This window comes from Ekhidna lutea (assembly GCF_900188325.1).
GTDB classification, from domain to species: Bacteria; Bacteroidota; Bacteroidia; order Cytophagales; family Cyclobacteriaceae; genus Ekhidna; species Ekhidna lutea.
On sequence record NZ_FZPD01000001.1, the window covers coordinates 94,318 to 112,302 of the forward strand.

15 protein-coding genes are annotated in these 17,985 nt (G+C 42.7%); 8 read left to right on the forward strand and 7 right to left on the reverse strand.

Annotation, left to right across the window (positions count from 1 at the left end; all coding sequences use genetic code 11):
- Positions 1–7: 7 nt before the first annotated feature.
- The 3 genes from CHB71_RS00310 (at position 8) to CHB71_RS00320 (ending at position 3,329) form a co-directional block, all read left to right on the forward strand.
- A complete protein-coding gene (locus tag CHB71_RS00310; RefSeq protein ID WP_089354884.1) occupies positions 8–1,672 on the forward strand; it encodes a glutamine--tRNA ligase/YqeY domain fusion protein in 1,665 nt (554 codons plus the stop codon).
- Between the two features lie 129 nt (positions 1,673–1,801).
- Positions 1,802–2,590: an MOSC domain-containing protein gene (locus CHB71_RS00315; protein WP_089354885.1), complete on the forward strand. Its 789-nt coding sequence runs from the start codon at positions 1,802–1,804 to the stop codon at positions 2,588–2,590.
- Positions 2,591–2,600: 10 nt separating this feature from the next.
- Positions 2,601–3,329: a hypothetical protein gene (locus CHB71_RS00320; protein ID WP_089354886.1), complete on the forward strand. Its 729-nt coding sequence runs from the start codon at positions 2,601–2,603 to the stop codon at positions 3,327–3,329.
- Between the two features lie 19 nt (positions 3,330–3,348).
- Here CHB71_RS00320 and CHB71_RS00325 read toward each other — a convergent pair whose 3' ends face one another.
- Genes CHB71_RS00325 through CHB71_RS00335 form a run of 3 tightly spaced genes read right to left on the reverse strand, consistent with a single transcriptional unit; the run spans position 3,349 to position 7,641 of the window.
- Positions 3,349–4,059 (reverse strand): membrane or secreted protein, encoded by a 711-nt coding sequence (locus tag CHB71_RS00325; protein ID WP_089354887.1) that lies wholly within the window; start codon positions 4,057–4,059, stop codon positions 3,349–3,351.
- 11 nt (positions 4,060–4,070) lie between these two features.
- Positions 4,071–5,429: a hypothetical protein gene (locus tag CHB71_RS00330; RefSeq protein ID WP_144017279.1), complete on the reverse strand. Its 1,359-nt coding sequence runs from the start codon at positions 5,427–5,429 to the stop codon at positions 4,071–4,073.
- 46 nt (positions 5,430–5,475) lie between these two features.
- A complete protein-coding gene (locus CHB71_RS00335) occupies positions 5,476–7,641 on the reverse strand; it encodes an acylase (protein WP_089354889.1) in 2,166 nt (721 codons plus the stop codon).
- Between the two features lie 97 nt (positions 7,642–7,738).
- On the opposite strand from CHB71_RS00335, the gene CHB71_RS00340 reads away from it, so the two are divergent.
- From CHB71_RS00340 to CHB71_RS00355, 4 genes are all read left to right on the forward strand, one after another.
- Positions 7,739–8,092 (forward strand): DoxX family protein, encoded by a 354-nt coding sequence (locus tag CHB71_RS00340; protein WP_089354890.1) that lies wholly within the window; start codon positions 7,739–7,741, stop codon positions 8,090–8,092.
- 60 nt (positions 8,093–8,152) lie between these two features.
- On the forward strand, positions 8,153–10,528 hold the full coding sequence (locus tag CHB71_RS00345) for an ABC transporter permease (protein WP_089354891.1): 2,376 nt from the start codon (positions 8,153–8,155) through the stop codon (positions 10,526–10,528).
- Positions 10,529–10,638: 110 nt separating this feature from the next.
- Positions 10,639–13,701, forward strand: a complete 3,063-nt coding sequence (locus CHB71_RS00350) for a SusC/RagA family TonB-linked outer membrane protein (RefSeq protein WP_179213265.1) — start codon at positions 10,639–10,641, stop codon at positions 13,699–13,701.
- A 2-nt stretch (positions 13,702–13,703) separates the two neighbouring features.
- Positions 13,704–15,197 carry a RagB/SusD family nutrient uptake outer membrane protein gene (locus CHB71_RS00355; RefSeq protein ID WP_089354893.1) on the forward strand — a complete coding sequence of 498 codons (1,494 nt, stop codon included), beginning with the start codon at positions 13,704–13,706 and terminating at the stop codon, positions 15,195–15,197.
- Positions 15,198–15,252: 55 nt separating this feature from the next.
- Here the strand turns inward: CHB71_RS00355 and CHB71_RS00360 are convergent, their stop codons facing one another.
- The 4 genes from CHB71_RS00360 to CHB71_RS00375 are packed head-to-tail and all read right to left on the reverse strand — an operon-like array spanning position 15,253 to position 17,419.
- Entirely contained in the window at positions 15,253–15,867 is a 615-nt protein-coding gene (locus CHB71_RS00360; protein WP_144017280.1) for a pentapeptide repeat-containing protein, read from the reverse strand.
- Positions 15,821–16,708 carry an MBL fold metallo-hydrolase gene (locus CHB71_RS00365; protein ID WP_089354895.1) on the reverse strand — a complete coding sequence of 296 codons (888 nt, stop codon included), beginning with the start codon at positions 16,706–16,708 and terminating at the stop codon, positions 15,821–15,823. Before CHB71_RS00365 ends, CHB71_RS00360 begins: the two co-directional genes overlap by 47 nt.
- A gap of 6 nt (positions 16,709–16,714) precedes the next feature.
- Positions 16,715–17,065, reverse strand: a complete 351-nt coding sequence (locus tag CHB71_RS00370) for a helix-turn-helix domain-containing protein (protein WP_089354896.1) — start codon at positions 17,063–17,065, stop codon at positions 16,715–16,717.
- Positions 17,066–17,125: 60 nt separating this feature from the next.
- The gene (locus CHB71_RS00375) at positions 17,126–17,419 is read right to left on the reverse strand and encodes a type II toxin-antitoxin system HigB family toxin (protein WP_089354897.1); all 294 of its coding nucleotides are present in this window, start codon (positions 17,417–17,419) and stop codon (positions 17,126–17,128) included.
- Between the two features lie 77 nt (positions 17,420–17,496).
- Here CHB71_RS00375 and CHB71_RS00380 point away from each other — a divergent pair, with 77 nt between their 5' ends.
- The gene (locus tag CHB71_RS00380) at positions 17,497–17,979 is read left to right on the forward strand and encodes a PaaI family thioesterase (protein WP_089354898.1); all 483 of its coding nucleotides are present in this window, start codon (positions 17,497–17,499) and stop codon (positions 17,977–17,979) included.
- The last annotated feature ends 6 nt before the right edge of the window (positions 17,980–17,985 follow it).

Consider the following 17,985-nt stretch of genomic DNA (forward strand, 5'->3'; position numbering starts at 1 on the left):
TTGAACTATGGACGAGGCAAAAAAATCGCTGAATTTTATTGAGCAAATGATCGAGAAGGATCTGAAGGAAGGCAAACACGATTCGATCGTGACCCGTTTTCCTCCAGAACCAAATGGCTACCTGCACATCGGTCATGCCAAGTCCATTTGCCTGAATTTTGGTTTAGCTGAGAAGTATGGGGGCATTTGTAACCTCCGCTTTGACGATACCAACCCGGAAAAAGAAGAAACCGAATACGTAGACTCCATTAAATCCAACATCAAGTGGCTGGGGTATGACTGGGAAGATCGTGAGTACTATGCTTCGGATTACTTTGAGCAGCTCTATGAAATGGCGATCAAATTGATCAAAAAAGGATCTGCCTACGTGGATGATCTGCCTCAGGAAGAATTTAACAAACTAAAGGGCACCCCTACACAACCAGGCAAGCCAAGCCCATATAGAGATCGTTCAGTAGATGAAAATGTGGACTTGTTTGAACGCATGCGATCTGGTGAGTTTGGAAATGGCGAAAAAGTGCTTAGAGCCAAGATCGACCTCAGCTCCCCCAACATGCACATGCGTGACCCGATCTTATACCGGATCAAGCAGCTTCCTCATCACCGAACTGGCTATCAATGGTGCATCTACCCTACCTACGACTTTGCTCATGGGCAGTCCGATTCAATTGAAAATGTGACGCATTCACTTTGTACACTGGAATTTGAAGTGCACAGGCCACTATATGAATGGCTGATCAAGGAATTAGAAATATTCCCGTCTAAGCAAACAGAGTTCGCAAGGCTCAACCTTAGTTACACGATTGTAAGCAAGCGAAAGCTACGAGAGCTAGTCGAGCTCGGTCATGTCAATGGCTGGGATGATCCGCGAATGCCGACACTTTCCGGGATCAGAAGAAGAGGATTCACGCCTGCTTCCATCCGAAAGTTTGCTGACACGATCGGAGTGGCGAGAAGAGATGGAATCACAGATATTGCCGTGCTTGAGCATGCAGTTCGTGAAGACCTTAATGCGAATACCAATCGGGTGTTTGGGATCATGAATCCGCTTAAGGTAATCATCACCAACTGGCCTGAGGATAAAGTGGAAATGATGACGGGTGTAAACAACCCGGGCGATGAATCGGCCGGGACAAGAGAGATGCCGTTTACACGAGAAATTTATGTAGATCAAGCCGACTTCATGGAAGATCCGCCAAGCCCGAAGAAATGGTACCGACTAGGCCCAGATCGTGAGGTGCGTTTGAAGTTTGGCTACATCATCAAATGTACCGGCTACAAAAAAGCGGAGGACGGCACCATTGAAGAATTGTATGCCGAGTATGATCCACAAACACGGAGCGGACAGGATACAAGTGGCAAGAAAGTGAAAGGTACGTTGGGATGGGTTTCAGTACCACATGCTGTGAATGTAGAAGTTCGCGAATATGACCGGTTATTCATGACTGAAAACCTAAACACGATCGAGGATGACTTCAAAAATCACTTAAATCCTGATTCTTTAACAATAAATAAAAAGGCTGTCGTAGAGCCATCGTTGAAAGATGCAAAAGTTGGTGACCAGATGCAGTTTGAACGAATCGGGTACTTCCGGGTAGATGAGGACTCAACAGAAGACAATCTGGTTTTTAATCGCACGATTACGTTGAGGGATAATTGGGCGAAGAAGTGATTTAGTTAATTGGCTAATTAGGCTATGGGTGATAGCCTCTGAAAGCTGATTAATCTTATTAACTCGTCACACGACTCAAAGTCGTTGGACGAATGGAGCAAAATTTATTCGGAAAGACTAAATTCAAGTATGAAAGTCTCCGGTCTGTATATCTACCCCATCAAATCCCTTAAGGGGATCGCGCTTCAGGAAGTTGAAGTAATGGAAAAAGGATTTAGATATGACCGGCGATGGATGTTGGTCAATGAACAAAACGGACACATCACGCAAAGAACCCATCCTCACCTCTCACAGATTGGCATTTCATTGACCGCTGAAAGCATTATTGCTTCGCATCGCGATATGCCTGATCTAAAAATTCCTATCACGCTTGAAAATGGAAGAAATATTCAGGTAACCGTATGGAATGATTCGGTTGAAGCGCTTGAAGCACCCCAATCCATTAGTGAGTGGTTTTCAAAAATAGCTGGCGAGCCTTGTAAGCTGGTTTTTATGCCTGAAGATGGATCACGTCCGGTAAATCCTGATCGGGCGATCAACGGTGAAAATGTGAGTTTCGCTGATGCCTATCCCTATTTAATCATTGGACAATCATCCCTTGATGACCTTAATTCTAGGTTGGAAGAAAAGCTTCCCATGAATCGATTCCGGCCAAACATCGTGGTAGAAGAAAGTAAACCATACGAAGAAGATCATTGGGAGGATATTCAAATTGGCGGGTTGAAATTTCATGTTACACATCCTTGCAAACGATGCGTGTTCACCACCATCGATCAGGATACAGGCAAGAAAGCTGCTGAGCCATTGAAGACTTTAGCTACCTATCGCAGGGAAGGCAAAGACGTCATTTTTGGGGTAAATACATTGGCGCTTGAGACCGGGACGATTAAGCTTGGGGATGAGGTTTCAATGAATTGATAACAGGGAAATGAAATCATCACTTCTAAATAAAACGATAGAAACCCAACGACTTCAGCTTTCAAGGTGGCATGCTTTTGAATACTATTTCTCTGTCTTTTTCATTGTGGGTCTCTCTGTGTACATGATGTTTTCAGATTACATCATGAGAAGTGAGGAATTTGCTTCTTCAAACTTATCTTTCAATTCCTTTTTCATCGGAATCGGACTTCTGATCTTTTTGAATCTTAGAAAAAAGCTAAAGCTCCAGTTTTATCATTTAAAAGTAGACTATAATCAAATTCAAATGGCACTTAACCAAACGAAGAAAGATTTGGGCTGGAATATTGTTACCAATAATGAAAACGTAATTCAAGCTAAAAGGAACTGGGGTAATGTCTCGTTTGGAGGTGAGTTGATTACAATAATTCCAAGGCAAAATGGTTTGCTAATTAACAGTATAAGCGATCCAGACTTGCGTACTCCTTCACTCTTCTTTCACAAGACCAATGTTAGAACATTCTTGATAAACCTTTATAATGTTGTTAATGACACTAAGATTAAGAAACCAGAAGAATTAGAGAATAAGTGGTCCACCGGCAATCTTATATTCAGACTAGTTGCTTATCCGTTTTGCTTAGTTTCAATAATCACTTCTATATTTTTCATAATACCAGAAGGAAACTATACCCTAGGAGTTGGTTTAAGTTTATTCTGTCTTTTTTATCTTGTTTCAGATATCTCAAGACTAATCAACTAATCACCAACTAACTAAACCACTACTCCCTTACACTCCAAACTTCATACAATGGATCACCCTTGCTGCTTTTACCTGAGTGGTGCCACTTACCGTCTTTGAGTTTATAGGTGAATTCCAGACTGGCCCCTACCCGGCTATTGTCGCGTGAAAAGAACTCGATGTTCTCGGTATACTTTCCATCTACCGTGGTGTATGTTCCGCCTCCTGTTCCCATAAACTGCTTTGTTTCGGTATTGTATGCTATCCACTGAAAGCGTGTGCCGGATAGAATCTTCATGGTCTTTCTTGGTCGGTTTGTGTCGCGCTCCTGCATTTCCCCGTTGCGTTTTCTTCCGGACATCAACCACGCCCCGGCCAGATCTCCCGGCTCACCTGCATCTACACGAGTTGCCCAGGTTTCCATACCCACAACTCGCATTTTATCATTTCCATTAAATTCGATTTCAAAAGATCTTGATTTGCCAATCCTGGAGGTATCACTAGAGTTAAACTCCGGTATTTCTGTCATGGTATTGCCGTTCAATTCCCAGCTTCCACCATTCGTTTCCACAAAAGCGCCTGTTTCAGCATCAAACCAGGCAGCCGCCTGATAGTCTTCCGTGAATATGACAACTCCTTTCACTATTTGACCATCTTCGTTTGTTTGCGTCCACTCCCAGGCCCCAACCGGTGATTGAGCCAGTGCTAGTGTTCCGATTAAGCATATACATAATGTGAATAGTTTTTTCATAGCTTGTAATTTTAATCTGTATAATACGCTCCAAAAAGGATCATCATTTCATCTGAACTACGTAAACCGAAAGAGAGCGTTCTGTTTTCCCAATTGTCATAAGTGGCTTCCAGCCTCAGCCCTTCTCCCGGATTTAATACAATGGGTGGGTCTAGTTCTAGGATCGGTGGATGCTCCCAGTCAAACGAAACGTAGAGTAGCTCTCCATCATTCGCGCCTCCTACCTTGTAAACATTAAACTCTGTCATGTGCTCATGTGCGTGAGAGAAGAGCTGGAAAATATGCATCCGCTCATTGAAGGTATACTCCTTGGTAATGGTTGTCACTTTATTGGGAGGTAGTGAAAAGTCCTGATTATTTAAATCCAGTATTTCAGCCACATAGTTCACCTCTTCTTGCGGAACGGTGTGAATATTTCCATAGACCTCTCCGGTAACCACCTCATCCGTTCGGTTGGCGTAATGTGAATTCATATCAAACCCTTTTCCTGCAGGTATTCTCAACGCCACTCCTTCCGGGTATTTATAATTCATCCTTGGCCACTGCGTTCCGGCTATGAAATTGTGATACTGAAGTGCAATGAGGTTGCTGTAGTTTAGATTTCCACCGTCATCATAGATGTCACGTATATCTCCTTCATTAGGAAAAAAGTGGGATGGGGTATCATCATCGAATGTGTAAAATATAAAGTGATGACTACCAGGCCGCATGACAATCTCAACTTGATCAATGTAAATATCCTCTTCAGAATCGATTGATTGATAAGTGAAAAGTTCCCGATCACTATTTGGTAGCACCTCAAATGGACCGACATGGAACTGAAATCCTCTTTCTGGAAGTGGCAATGGCTCAAAAGGAATCTCCTTAAATCTTGTTTCATCTGCGAGCAATGCAACATCGGCCACCTGTCCGGATTCAGGTGCTCCGCTTATGATCCACTCACGTATAAACTCCAGCTGCCCATTTGTGAGAAAATCGCCTCCCAAAGGCATAATAGCTCCATAGTGTGGATGGTCAGAGTAAAAATGTTCCTGGTCGTTGGCGTTGATCTTTTCCCAGAGGTAGCTCTTAAAAAGGCTGGGGAGTCCTTCTGTCCCTACCAATTCAAGACCGTCCTCTCGTGCAGCTTCATTATCAGGCAAGCGACCCACCAGCTGGTCATATGACTCTCCTGTTGTTAATACCAGGTTTGATTGTTTCGCAAAAGTGGAGCCTGCTGAATGACAGCTGATACATTGGGTGTCCCAGATTTGCGTCTGAATTACCTCATAGGTCTGCATGTCGGAGATTGGAACAGGCCCTTTTTCATTGCTGCAGTTGACCAGCAATATCAGACCAAATAAGAGCGGGAGTATTTTAATTATTTTCACTTTTCATGAGTTTTTGACCATTTAAAGATCGGATATTTATTTGATATCAACGCTTTCCTGGTTTATACGTTTCTTCGGCTCGAGCCTCTACATCTGCTCTGTAATAGGCAGCTTCCTTGAATTCTCCATTGGCATACATCTCCGCCTGATCATCGAAATGGGGCGAGTTAGGATCACTGCTTTGCCCACCAGCTAAAATCGTTTTAGCTTTCACTTTATCACCAAACTCAACGGCTGCTACAAAGCTGTTGCCTCGCGTACCATATATCTTGTTCACATCATGATTCCCTCTCATCCCATAAGCAGCAAGGTGTCCCCAAATTGCAGTAGTGTAGCCTACTGGAATGCTTTCCTGGCTGTCATCAAAAGTGGCATCTATGTCTCCGGACAATCGTTGAAATCTATTTATTTCTCCCCATGGGATAATTGTCGTTCCATAGCGATCTTTCATTTCGTCCAGTGCTAATCGGAATATTCTAAGCCGCTCTTCCTTTGGCAGCTGAGTGCCACAATAATTCAAATCTTCCAGATCACTCAATTCTGGTATATCAACTTCATCTAATAAATACCACCCATAAAAATGAGCTAAACTCATCGGTTTTGATTCAACGTTCGTTCTTAAGTCCCATCCTCTCAATAACTCAATTTCTTCACTCAAAGACTCATCACCCAAAGCATCATAAGCTTCAACCAAGCCTGGAATTACTTTTTCAAATGCTGGAAGGTATGAGTTATAGCCAAGTTCAATCAATCCATCCAATGACAGGTCTTCAACCTCGGAGAGCAAACGTATCGCATTAACCCCTCTAAAATTCTCAGGAAATGAAGCCATGTAATACGGGTAGTCTTCTTTTTTCGGACTATGCTCAGCAGCTGCGGTAAATGGTGTAGAGTTACAATTCTGTATCCAGCCATTGGAAGGATTGGTCACGATGATCGTTTCGTCCAACTCGTGCAATCCTTGCCAGTTGGTGGCCGGATTGCTCCCGTCCACAGGTTGTGAATAATCAAATTGCACATCTCTTTTTGGAATAAAGTTGCCATGATAGTAAGCAATATTTCCTTCAGAATCTGCGAATACCGTATTATTGGAAGAATTGGTGCGGATGTTCATCATCTCATGAAACTCTTCCAGATTCTTCTTTTTTGTCCGGGTATACGATTGGGTCAACGCATCCACCGGCTTCCACATCAATGCAGTGGCCGTCCACTTTCCATCCGATTCATGGGTGATCGGTCCGTGATGTGTGCGGTAGATAGGGAAAGTTTTCTCTTTCATTTCATCCCCATCTTTATAGCTCAGAGTCACCTCTTTAACCTCAACAGCTCGCTCTTCTTCTCCATACTGGTAATACAGGCCATCTTCTTTTTCAATGATCGTTTCCTGAAACTCATCGATGATATCCGTTCCGGTTGAGGTGTGCATCCATCCGGTGTTCTCATTGAAGCCCTGGTACACAAAAAACTGCCCCCAGGTCACTGCTCCATACGCATTGAGTCCTTCTTCACTGACTACATGAACTTCTCCTCTGAAGTAGAATGAGGTATGTGGATTGATCAGCAACATGGCATTTCCCGATTCAGTCAGGTTGCCGGAGATGGCAAAGCCATTAGAACCTCGCGGCTCTTCGAGGAGGGCATAGCCCTCTTTATTTACTAATTCATCACCTTGAGCTACTTCCTTGCCTTCATAAAAGGCACTAATCTTCCGAGTAGAAACACGCTCGATATCTCCACCAATGGAGCCTTCTGTAAAATACATGGTCATCCAAGGTTCATACTTCTTAATCACTTTGGGTTCCACCTCAGGGTGTGTATGAAGGTAGTAATTGATACCATCTGCCCAGGCTTCACATAGCTCTTTCAGCCAATCAGGGGCCGAATCATAAGTTGCTTTTGCTTCCTCCTCAGTCATGAACAATCGAGCACGTAAATCGCTGTAAAGCTGATCTTCTCCTTCAGTCTCGGCCAGACGGCCAATCGCCCAGGTGAAGTTTCGTTCTACTCTTCTAAAGTCATCTTCACATTGCGCATAGAGCAAGCCAAAAACCGCATCTGCATCTGTTTTTCCATAGATATGTGGGACCCCAAAATCATCCCGGATGATGGTAATATTTTGGGCTTGAGATTCCCAGCTTTCAACTTCAGGATTAGAAGTTTGAGGAGTGCAGGCAATAAATAAAATGAAAAGGAGGGTGAGAATTCGGTACATAGGTTAAAGGTTGAATTTGATAGTTATCAAATATATTCAATCACGATTTAGTAAACCGATTACTTCGAGTAATCGGTTTACTACTATCTTTCCATTTATGTCAACCGCAACCATTAGCCTCTGGATCATGGCGATCCTTTACATAATTGCCGGAATCAATCACTTTGTGATGCCCCGGTTTTATGAGAAGATCATTCCACCTTTTCTTGGAAATAAACAGATGATCAACTGGTTGAGTGGAGCAGCAGAAATCATTTTGGGTGTACTGCTTTTGATTCCAGAATATACGTCGTTTGCTGCGTGGGGAATCATGGCATTGCTGATAGTTGTATTCCCTGCCAACATCTACCACTTTATGAAAGGGTGGCAAAAAAAGAAGCTGGTATGGGTGTTAGCGCTGCGTCTTCCATTACAGTTTGTGCTCGTCTGGTGGGCATATTCTTTTACTTAAAAGCAACCTTTCGAGGTTTTCCGAATCTATAATAGTACGGTCACTAAACTCAACCTTATCATGATACGGAATTTCTTCAAAATCACATTCCGAAACTTTCGGAAAAATAAATCATACGTTTTCATCAATATGCTAGGTCTGGGGCTATCCCTTGCCTGTTGCATTGTTGGATACCTGAACTGGAAATTTGCCGCAGAGTACGATCAGAATCATGCAAATCATGAACGCATCTACAAAGTGCAGATCTACAAGGATGTGCAAAATCAAAATGTGCCTTATGGGATTTCACCTCTACCACTGGGGGCTGTAATCAAAGACAAAGTAGCCGGAGTGACCCATATTTCCCGCTACATTGAGACAGGGCTTGTTCTCAAAAAGGAACTTAAGGTTTTCAATCAGGGAATTGCTTTTGCCGAAGATGATTTCCTTGAAATGTTCACTTTCCCATTGAAGTACGGAAATGAATCCGCATTCTTAGACCGCAGTAAGATCATCCTCAGTTACTATACAGCCGATACCTACTTTGGAGAAGGAGTAGACCCAACCGGAGAAATCATTACAATTATCACCGAGGATGGAAAACAATACCCAATGACCATTGGTGGAGTATTCGAAGAAATCCCCCAAAACTCATCGGTACGATTTAGCGCTCTGACCCACTTTGATAACTACTTGAAAATTCGCGAAGTAGAAAACACAGACTGGAAGCAATTTGTAGCAGCTACCTTCGTCATGACGGATGGCCAATTTCCTCAAAACCTGTTGGAAGATGTCAATGTCAACTATGTGGAAGTGCAGAACAAAGCACGGGATGATTTCAAAATTGGGAGCTATTATGCCGTACAACTAACCAATCTTGGTAGCATAGCTGAGTCCATTCGGGCCAACTGGCTAAGTGAACCTCCTCCACCTCCTGCAGTGGTCGTTCCAATGATCATGGCATTCCTGATGCTGTTGATTGCCTGTTTTAACTTCACCAATACCAGCATCGCCATATCTAGTAAACGTCTCAAAGAAATCGGAATTCGAAAAGTAATGGGGAGTGACCGTAAACAGCTCATTTTTCAATTCATGGGTGAAAACCTGATTCTCTCTTTTCTGTCTTTATTGGTGGCTTTAGGATTTGCCTACTTCCTTGTTCCTGCATACAGTGCCATGTGGGATTTCATTACCCTGGAGTTGAATCTGGTATCTGACAGTGAGATTTACTTATTCTTAATCGGTCTTTTGGTGCTCACTTCGGTGATCGCAGGAGGGTATCCTTCTCTTTACATCAGCGCTTATCAGCCGGTGAATATTCTCAGAGGTAGTTTGTCACTTGGTGGCACCAACTGGTTTTCCAAAACATTACTTGGCCTCCAATACATGCTCACGATCATTGCCCTGATTTCAGCACTTGCATTTACAAACAATGCAGAATATCAAAACAATCTGGATGTCGGTTTTCAAAAAGAAAATATTCTGGGTGTTCGGGTGGAGAATAAATCTGAGTATGATCGCTTCTTCAATCTGATTAATCAAATGCCGGAAATCGAGCAAATGACAGGAACCACCCATCATATTGGTTGGTGGACCTATGGCCGTACGCTGAGGGCCGGAGAACAGGAGGTAGAATCAGATATGATGAATTTCAGTCTTGATTATAAAGAAATCATGAATCTTACGATCAAAGATGGACGATACTTCGATAAGGATCTTTACGAGTTTGATAAGGAAAACTCCATTATCATGAATGAGGCACTGGTTCGAGAATTTGGATGGGATCAGCCGATCGGTAAAGTGGTTCAGATTGACGATAGCACAAGGTTGTCTGTGGTTGGAGTAATGGAAGACTTTTACATGTATGGGTTTTTCGATCCTGTGGAGCCATGTGCATTCAGGTTGGCCGATAAGGAAGAAATGAACTTTGTTGTGATCAAAAGCGAGGTGAATCCAACAGAACTTCGGGACAAAATGGAAGAAAAATGGTATGAAGTGGCACCAAATACACCATTCAATGCCTCCTTTATGGATGAGGAACTTGCGGGCACTGACTATGTTAATAACAACATTTCAACCATGTTCAAATTTTTGGGAGCACTCGCGTTAATTCTATCATCCATCGGGCTTTATACGCTTGTTTCGCTCAACATCATTAAGCGCGTGAAAGAAATCGGGGTGCGTAAAGTGCTTGGGGCTTCTGTCAATCAGATTCTTGTTTTAATGAACAAGCAGTTTTTCTGGTTGCTACTACTTTTTGCCTGGATTGGCGCAGGGCTATCGTATTTTGCAATTGATGCATTGATGGCATCCATTTTTGCCGTCTATCAGGCCATCAGTGTCTTTACTGTGTTAGCACCCTTTTTCTTGCTAATGATAATTGCAGTTGGTATCGCTTCTAGCAGAATTATGAGAACCGCTACTCAAAACCCGGTAAAGTCGCTGAGGTACGAATAATCGGTATTAAAATCGAATGAAAGGGCAGAATCATCGATTCCTGCCCTTTTTTGTGTCTAGTAATGGGTAATCTGTCTATTTTTAAGATTGTATTATCTACCTACCAAATTATGAAACTAACACTAACCTGCCTGGCTTCCCTGCTATTGGTATTTTCCGTTTCGGCCCAGACCACCCTTCGGGGCATTGTTACCGATGGGTCAAATAATGGGATTGCCGGAGCTACCATTAAAATAGATGAATCCACCAACTCCACGGTCAGCGATGCAAATGGAAACTTTAGCATAGAACTGACAGATGGTTATGAAACACTGATCATCAGTGCGGAAGGATTCCAGGTAAGAAAAATTTACCTGACCGGCCAAAATTCCATTACGGTCAAAATGAACTCGCTGAGTGCCGGCAACCAAATCAATATGGGGATTGGCTCCCAATCCAAAGATGAGCTGACCAGTAGTGTATCGAGTATTGATGCAGCGGATGTGAGTCCTGCACCGTTAATTAACCTCGAGCAGGCCAACCAGGGTGTGACAGCTGGGTTATTCGTGCAAAACTCCAGTGGTAAGCTTGGACAAGGAACCACCGTTCGAATTCGTGGTGGGTCTTCGCTTTCTGCTTCCAATCAACCTCTTTATGTGATTGATGGTGTACCATTGACCTCCGGTAACCAATCCAACATCAACCCAAGCAATATTGCATCTATAGAAATATTGAAGGATGCTGCCGCAACAGCGATCTATGGAACAAGAGCCGCAAATGGTGTCATTATTATCACCACTAAAAGTGGCAATGCTGGTGAGATGCAAATCAACCTTGATTACCAACTTGGAATCAGCCAAACCCCTAAGTTTCTGGATATCCAGTCTGGTGATGAACACCGACTGCAGACTTTTGAAAGTATTTTAAGAGGATTTATGATCGGAGTTGAGCCTTTTACGATCAGTCCTGAAATAAGAATTGATGGTACTGATTACACGATCACGAAGGAATTTTTAGACAACTTCTACAATGCGGGTTTAACCGATGTGACCATTGTAGACGATCCGTCAAATCAAACATTCACTTTTAACATGCCCTCTTTTTATAGTCAACTAGATGGGAATACCGATTGGCAAAAAGAGGTTTTCAGGAATGCCCCATCGCATCGGGCAAATATTGATGTTCAGGGAGGAACGCAGCAGCTCGGATATTTTGCTTCGGTTGGTTACACCACCCAGGAAGGGATTCTTATCGGCAACAAGTTTGATCGCTTAAACGGATCACTCTCTCTCAATAGCAAGATCACTGATAAGCTTTCTGCCAACTTAAACTTCAACTACATCTTTACTGAGGATAATCGTCTCAATGAGGACCAGGATTTGGGAGCACCACTTCAGGCAATAGTACTTCCACCATCTGACAGCTATGATCCGGCAAACAATTACCGTTTGAATGTGAGAAGTTTGGAATACAACCCATTGACCGAAATCAATTTCGCTGATAATGTGGCCACCAATAATAGTATGATTGGTAGTCTTGGCTTTAACTATAAGTTTTCCGAGAAGGTATCCATTGATGTGAATGGGGGTATTGACCGCAGCGATATCAGAGCGGAGAGAAGACAGGGTCCTGAAACACTGGATGGAGCACCAAACGGTCGCTCAAGTATCAGCGAGCAGATGGTTGAGAATTACGTGACAAATGGGTGGCTAACTTACACGCCTGAGGTTAGTGGAAATAATAAATTGTCATTAATCCTAGGCGGGTCGTACCAAAAATCGACAACCAGTTTTGATTTCCGACAAGCCAATGTTAATAGTATTTCTACGCTCGAATCATTAACGGATTCTGACCCTTCGCTCTTTAATGAACCTATCCAGGGCGATGCAAATGTCTTTCTTTCATCGTACGCCAGAGTGAGCTATTCTATTGGCAACTTGTATGACATTCAGGTGACCGGCCGAATGGATGGTAGTTCAAAGTTCAGTGAAGACAATCGGTTTGGATATTTTCCAGCTGTCTCCGCAGGATGGAACATCCACAATATGACAGGTTTTGATTCACCGACATGGTCACAGTTGAAACTTCGCGCCAGTTATGGTCTGGTCGGAAATGCACCGACAGATGATTTCTTATACAGAAGAAACTATATCCGTACACGATACAATGATGAGGATGCTGTTGAGTTTGCCAACCTTTCCAATGAAAACCTGAAATGGGAAACAACCTCGCAACTAAATGTGGGTATAGATTTTGGACTTACTGCAAAAAACATCACAGGGTCTGTTGATTACTACATCAAAACCACTACCGACTTATTATTCCCTGTGCCAGTGAGTCAAACATCAGGCCTTTCCACCATTTTTGATAACATCGGATCGATGGAAAACAAAGGGTTTGAGATCAATATCAGTTCTATCAATGTAAATAACACAGACTTCTCCTGGACGACAGACTTCAACATTTCATTCAATGATAATGTGATTACTGATCTCAATGGAGAGCAGGCGATTGTAGGTGTCAATGCATTTTTAGAGAATAGACCTGCGGGTGTCTTTTATATGAGGAAATATGCTGGTGTCGATCCGGACACAGGTGAAGCGCTTTACGATGATGGAGATGGAGGAACTACAGATAATTGGGAAGAAGCACCAAGGCAAGAAGTTGGAAATCCAAACCCTGATTTCTTTGGAGGCCTCACCAACTCCATCACATACAAAAATTGGGAGTTTTCAACCATGTTCCAGTTTGTTGGAGGGGTAGACCTCTACTTCGCTACTGGAGAATACTTAGCCAATAGCGGCATCCTTAATTTGGGTCAATTAACCCGGGAAAGCAATCGGTGGTATGAACCCGGGGATGAAGCGCCATATCCTGTTTTAAATCCATTCCAGGATGAACCAAATGCTTCAACGCGTTGGCTTGAGGATGGCAGCTATGTTCGATTAAAGAATATTACTCTGACGTACAACTTCCCGGAGGCAGCACTTTCTAATATGGGCCTAAGAAACTTCAGCATATACGTAGGAGCTACTAATCTGTTCACCATCACCGATTATATCGGGTATGATCCGGATGTCAGCTACTTTGATCCACTTGATGGGATCATCGGGCAAAACATCAGCCGTGGCATTGACAACTTCACCGCGCCACAACCTAGAATCTTTATGTCGGGCATCAAAATCGGATTTTAATCATGAAAGCATTTAAGACAACACAATCGACTATGAAGCATTTAATCGCTTTCTTTTTATTAGCGTCAATCACCTTTTCCTGTGATAACCTACTCGACATTGATGCCGAAAACTCATTGAGTGGAGACATTTTGACTGATCAGGAATCAGTTGAGCAAGCCCTAAATGGTGCCTACTACAATTTTTTTGGGATGAACGATGGATCAGATGGAGGTGAGTTGTTGGGAGGTGATTTTAAACTTATCGCAACACTTCTGACCAGACAAGTAAACCTCGAGGTTTCATGGGATGAAACAAATGCTCCCGGATATGAGGATTTTGTAAGGAAAAGTGTTCTGGAAACTAACATCAGAGTGGAGTCAAACTGGCGAAGAGGTTATGAAACCATAAATATTGTCAACGATATCCTGGCCAATCTTGATGTAGTAACTGATGCATCAGCCAGATCACGAATAGAAGGTGAAGCCAGAGCAATCCGAGGGATTCTATATTTTGAAATGGCTAGGCTTTGGGGTCCTCAATATGAAGGAAGTGCGAATGATCCGGCCATTCCTCTGCTACTCGAACCCATCACTTCAGTCGGCGAAATTACAACACCAACAAAGGCAACTGTTAATTCAATATATAGTCAGGTGGAAGCAGACTTGAATGCTGCCTCAACCGCATTGGAATCGCTTGGTACAAACAATGACAGAATTTCTTATTACGCATGTCAGGCCTACCTGGCGAAGGTCGCAATGCAAAAAAATGAATACTTTGATGCTGAGGATTTTCTCGATAATGTAATCGCTGGTCCATTCAGTCTGGCAAGCAGTCCCTCCGAAGCATTCAGCAATGCTTCAAATAGTACGGAGGATATTTTGGCTGTTCAACAAACTGCGTCCAGCAACACCGGCGTAAATACCTCAGGGCTTTCAGCTTTCTTCAATTCATTTAATGATTTTGGTAGCACCTTCAGAATCCAGCCATCCTCATTGAATTCTGGCATTCTTGCCAACAATCCAAAATTCAGTGATGCAGATCATCGCGCAAACATTGATTCAGCCTCTAATGCTGCTGATGAAGTAGATAGCCTGTACTACCTCGATAAGGTGAATACCAACAGCATTAGCTCTGCCAAATACCTTAGAAGCACAGACGTGATCCCCCTCATTCGCTTAGCTGAGATGTACCTGGATCGTGCTGAATCACGATTTGAGCAAGATCCTTTTACACTAGACCCTCAGGCGCTCAGCGACCTCAATACCGTTCGAACCAGAGCTGGATTAACTGCCCTACTTGACACACTTACTGCTTCTGAGTTCTATGACAGCTTAATTGTTGAAAGAAACAGGGAGCTTCTTTACGAGGGCGTGATTTTCCATGACCTGAAACGCCAAGCCGCCAATGGTCTGTCTGTTCATATTACAAATTCAAGACTTGATCCTTTAGCTGATCGCTTCATCCTTCCGATCCCACAATCGGAGTGTGATGCAAGTCCGGGTTTGTGCAACTAAAAATAAGTCGTCCCACCACTCAAAGTGGTTGGACGACTACCATTCATGTTTGCACTCAATGCGCTTTATCGATCTTGATATTGTATTTTGCCAGCAAGCCAGATAACTGAGAGAGTGGTATTTTAGCCTTGTTGATTTTGTTGGATTCGGGATCAATGATCAACCCGCTGGACTTACTTAAGTCTGCTCCTTCCAGGTTAGTGAAATCGAATTTTGCATTGGTTAAATCGCAACCAACCAACTTACCTCCACTCAAGTCTGCTTCTGCAAAATCAACTTCGACAAGCTGACAATTTAGAAAATCAATGTTTTTCAATTTCATTTGAAAAAAGACACTGTGATCCAGCTGACAGCTTTCAAAACTAGCTTCAAACAAAAGCTTGTTGCAGGTGTCAAACTGAATGCCAAGCATCTTGCAGCTTTTAAAGGTGACCTCTCTAAAAGAAGTTTCGCTTACCATCACATTGCTAAGATTACAGCCAACAAATTCGCATTCTATAAATTTTGTGGTAGAAAAATTGCCTCCTGAGAAATCGCAATTCTTAAATGTGCATGCTTCGTATTCGTTTTGATTATCGAAGACATCCAGCTTTTCTAATACTTCATTGGCGATAAGCATATGCTTAGGCTCCCTGCTTTTTCTTCCAGTAGCGAACCAGTCCGGCCACACTCATCCAGGAAGGGTTGGCCGCCTCATATTGCTTAACTCCAGTATCTGAAACGCCTCGATCCTTGAGTTGATTTGCCGTGTAATTCATAAAGAGTGGCGTAATATCATCGTTGCTTAGTCCTTCCTCCCATTTTTGCTTTATCCACTGACTCCAGTCGCTGAGAATTTCTTTTAGTTCCATCATGTGAATGTTAGGGTTGATTTCTTCCCCAAAATGAGTAAGCACTAAACGATTTGGGTTTTTTCCAAGCACCAGATCAATAGAGTGTAACCAGTCTTCGAGGTTGATATCAGGAGGTGGACATGGCGGCACTACCGGTCCTCCATCTATTTTCACTCCAGCTACATCCCCTGTGAAGATGGTGTCCTTCCAATGCCAGGCGATATGGTGCTTTGCATGTCCGGGTGTATGCAACGCCCGAAAACTTTGCCCTCCAATTTCAATGACTTCTTCATGATTGACCACTTTCAGGTTTTTCTTCGGAATCCCATCCATTTTACCCCAAAGTGTATCCATTTGATCACCATAGATCATGGTAGCAGAAGCCACCAATTTGGTTGGATCATGCATATGGTCGTGACCGAAAGGATGCAGGTAAATCTTTGCTCCTTTTTCAGCTAAAGCCCAGGCTGCTCCAGCATGATCGAAGTGGATATGAGATAAAAGCACATGCTTGACATCACTTACTTTGTATCCATGATCGGCCAATCCTTTCTCAAGACTGGGAAATGTCGAATACGGACCGGACTCAATAAGAACTGGCCCATCGTCAGTTTCGATTAGAAATGACGCGATGGCATGCTCATAGTTTTGGAAATGAAGGTCGAGGGTGTGGTACATAATAGTTTAATATTCGGTCATTAAAGATTCGTAAGGGATGTTCATCTTCTCATGAAGGTTGCGAATCATATTTAAAGTGAGCTTTCGCTTTTTTGTCAAAACTTCCGAAACGCGACTCTTATATCCAATCACCTTAGCAAGGTCTTTATTCTTCATCCCTGACTGTTCCATTCTAAATTTAATTGCTTCAATAGGATCAGGCGGATCAATTGGATGATTGTGAGCTTCATAATCTTCAATTAGTATCATCAATAACTCAGCCTGTTCACCCTCACTTGTATTTTCATGAGAATCGAATAAGTCGTCCAATTGCTCCAGCGCACTCAAATATTCTTTTTCTGTTTTAATTACTTTCATGGCCTATAATATTTTTTGTATGCATATATAGTCCCGTAGTTTCGAGACTCATTTCACCACTTATATATTTTCTGCATCCACATTATCATATTCACTATGTGTTCCAATAAATCGGATAAATACCCATGATCTATCGTAGTTAATTTTAACAATGAGGCGGTAACTATTCCCGCAAATATTAAATACTACTCTATTATTTTTGAGAATACTTGCTTTGATGTATTGATTCTTAATATCATTTGGGCTTTCCCAATTGGCCTTTGAAGCTTCCTTATACCAAGTCTTTAGTGCTTGCTCTGCATCCTCATGTTTATCCCAAAACTCTCTGAGAATCTTCTTGGCAACTACTCTCATAAAACAAAGCTAATCAAAAAGTTACCATTTTGGTAACAAGTAATTTGTCTAAATCTAAAAACCTCATATTTGTCATTATGGGTGAGTCAAAATACTTTCAAGATCACATGCCGGAAAATGTCTGCTTTGGGTGTGGACATAACCATGAAGGCCTTCAAATCAAAAGTTACTGGGACGGTGATGAATCAGTATGCAACTGGGAGTCCAAAGAAAAATACCACGGCTGGAGCAACCTGATGAATGGAGGTATCATGGCAACTTTAATCGATTGTCATTGCATGGGCACGGCTATGGCAGATGCTTACAAAAGAGAAGGAAGAAGCTTAAATACAGAACCGGAATATCGCTATGCTACTGGTACGCTTACGGTGAAATATTTAAAACCTACTCCAAATACCACGGTTGAGCTTCGTGCGAGAGTCATGGAAGTGAAAGGACGAAAAACAGTCTTAAAGTGTGACTTTCTTTCTGCAGAAGGAGTGAAAACAGCAGAGGCTGACGTGGTTGCTATCCGCGTATTCGATAGTAGTGAAGGGAAGGAAACGGTTTTTAAGAGTTAGATCCGC

Coding starts and splice junctions, on each gene's coding strand:
- CHB71_RS00310 (WP_089354884.1), top strand. CDS start 8: ATGGACGAGGCAAAAAAATCGCTGAATTTTATTGAGCAAATGATCGAG.
- CHB71_RS00315 (WP_089354885.1), top strand. CDS start 1,802: ATGAAAGTCTCCGGTCTGTATATCTACCCCATCAAATCCCTTAAGGGG.
- CHB71_RS00320 (WP_089354886.1), top strand. CDS start 2,601: ATGAAATCATCACTTCTAAATAAAACGATAGAAACCCAACGACTTCAG.
- CHB71_RS00325 (WP_089354887.1), bottom strand. CDS start 4,059: ATGAAAAAACTATTCACATTATGTATATGCTTAATCGGAACACTAGCA.
- CHB71_RS00335 (WP_089354889.1), bottom strand. CDS start 7,641: ATGTACCGAATTCTCACCCTCCTTTTCATTTTATTTATTGCCTGCACT.
- CHB71_RS00340 (WP_089354890.1), top strand. CDS start 7,739: ATGTCAACCGCAACCATTAGCCTCTGGATCATGGCGATCCTTTACATA.
- CHB71_RS00345 (WP_089354891.1), top strand. CDS start 8,153: ATGATACGGAATTTCTTCAAAATCACATTCCGAAACTTTCGGAAAAAT.
- CHB71_RS00350 (WP_179213265.1), top strand. CDS start 10,639: ATGAAACTAACACTAACCTGCCTGGCTTCCCTGCTATTGGTATTTTCC.
- CHB71_RS00355 (WP_089354893.1), top strand. CDS start 13,704: ATGAAAGCATTTAAGACAACACAATCGACTATGAAGCATTTAATCGCT.
- CHB71_RS00365 (WP_089354895.1), bottom strand. CDS start 16,708: ATGTACCACACCCTCGACCTTCATTTCCAAAACTATGAGCATGCCATC.
- CHB71_RS00370 (WP_089354896.1), bottom strand. CDS start 17,065: ATGAAAGTAATTAAAACAGAAAAAGAATATTTGAGTGCGCTGGAGCAA.
- CHB71_RS00375 (WP_089354897.1), bottom strand. CDS start 17,419: ATGAGAGTAGTTGCCAAGAAGATTCTCAGAGAGTTTTGGGATAAACAT.
- CHB71_RS00380 (WP_089354898.1), top strand. CDS start 17,497: ATGGGTGAGTCAAAATACTTTCAAGATCACATGCCGGAAAATGTCTGC.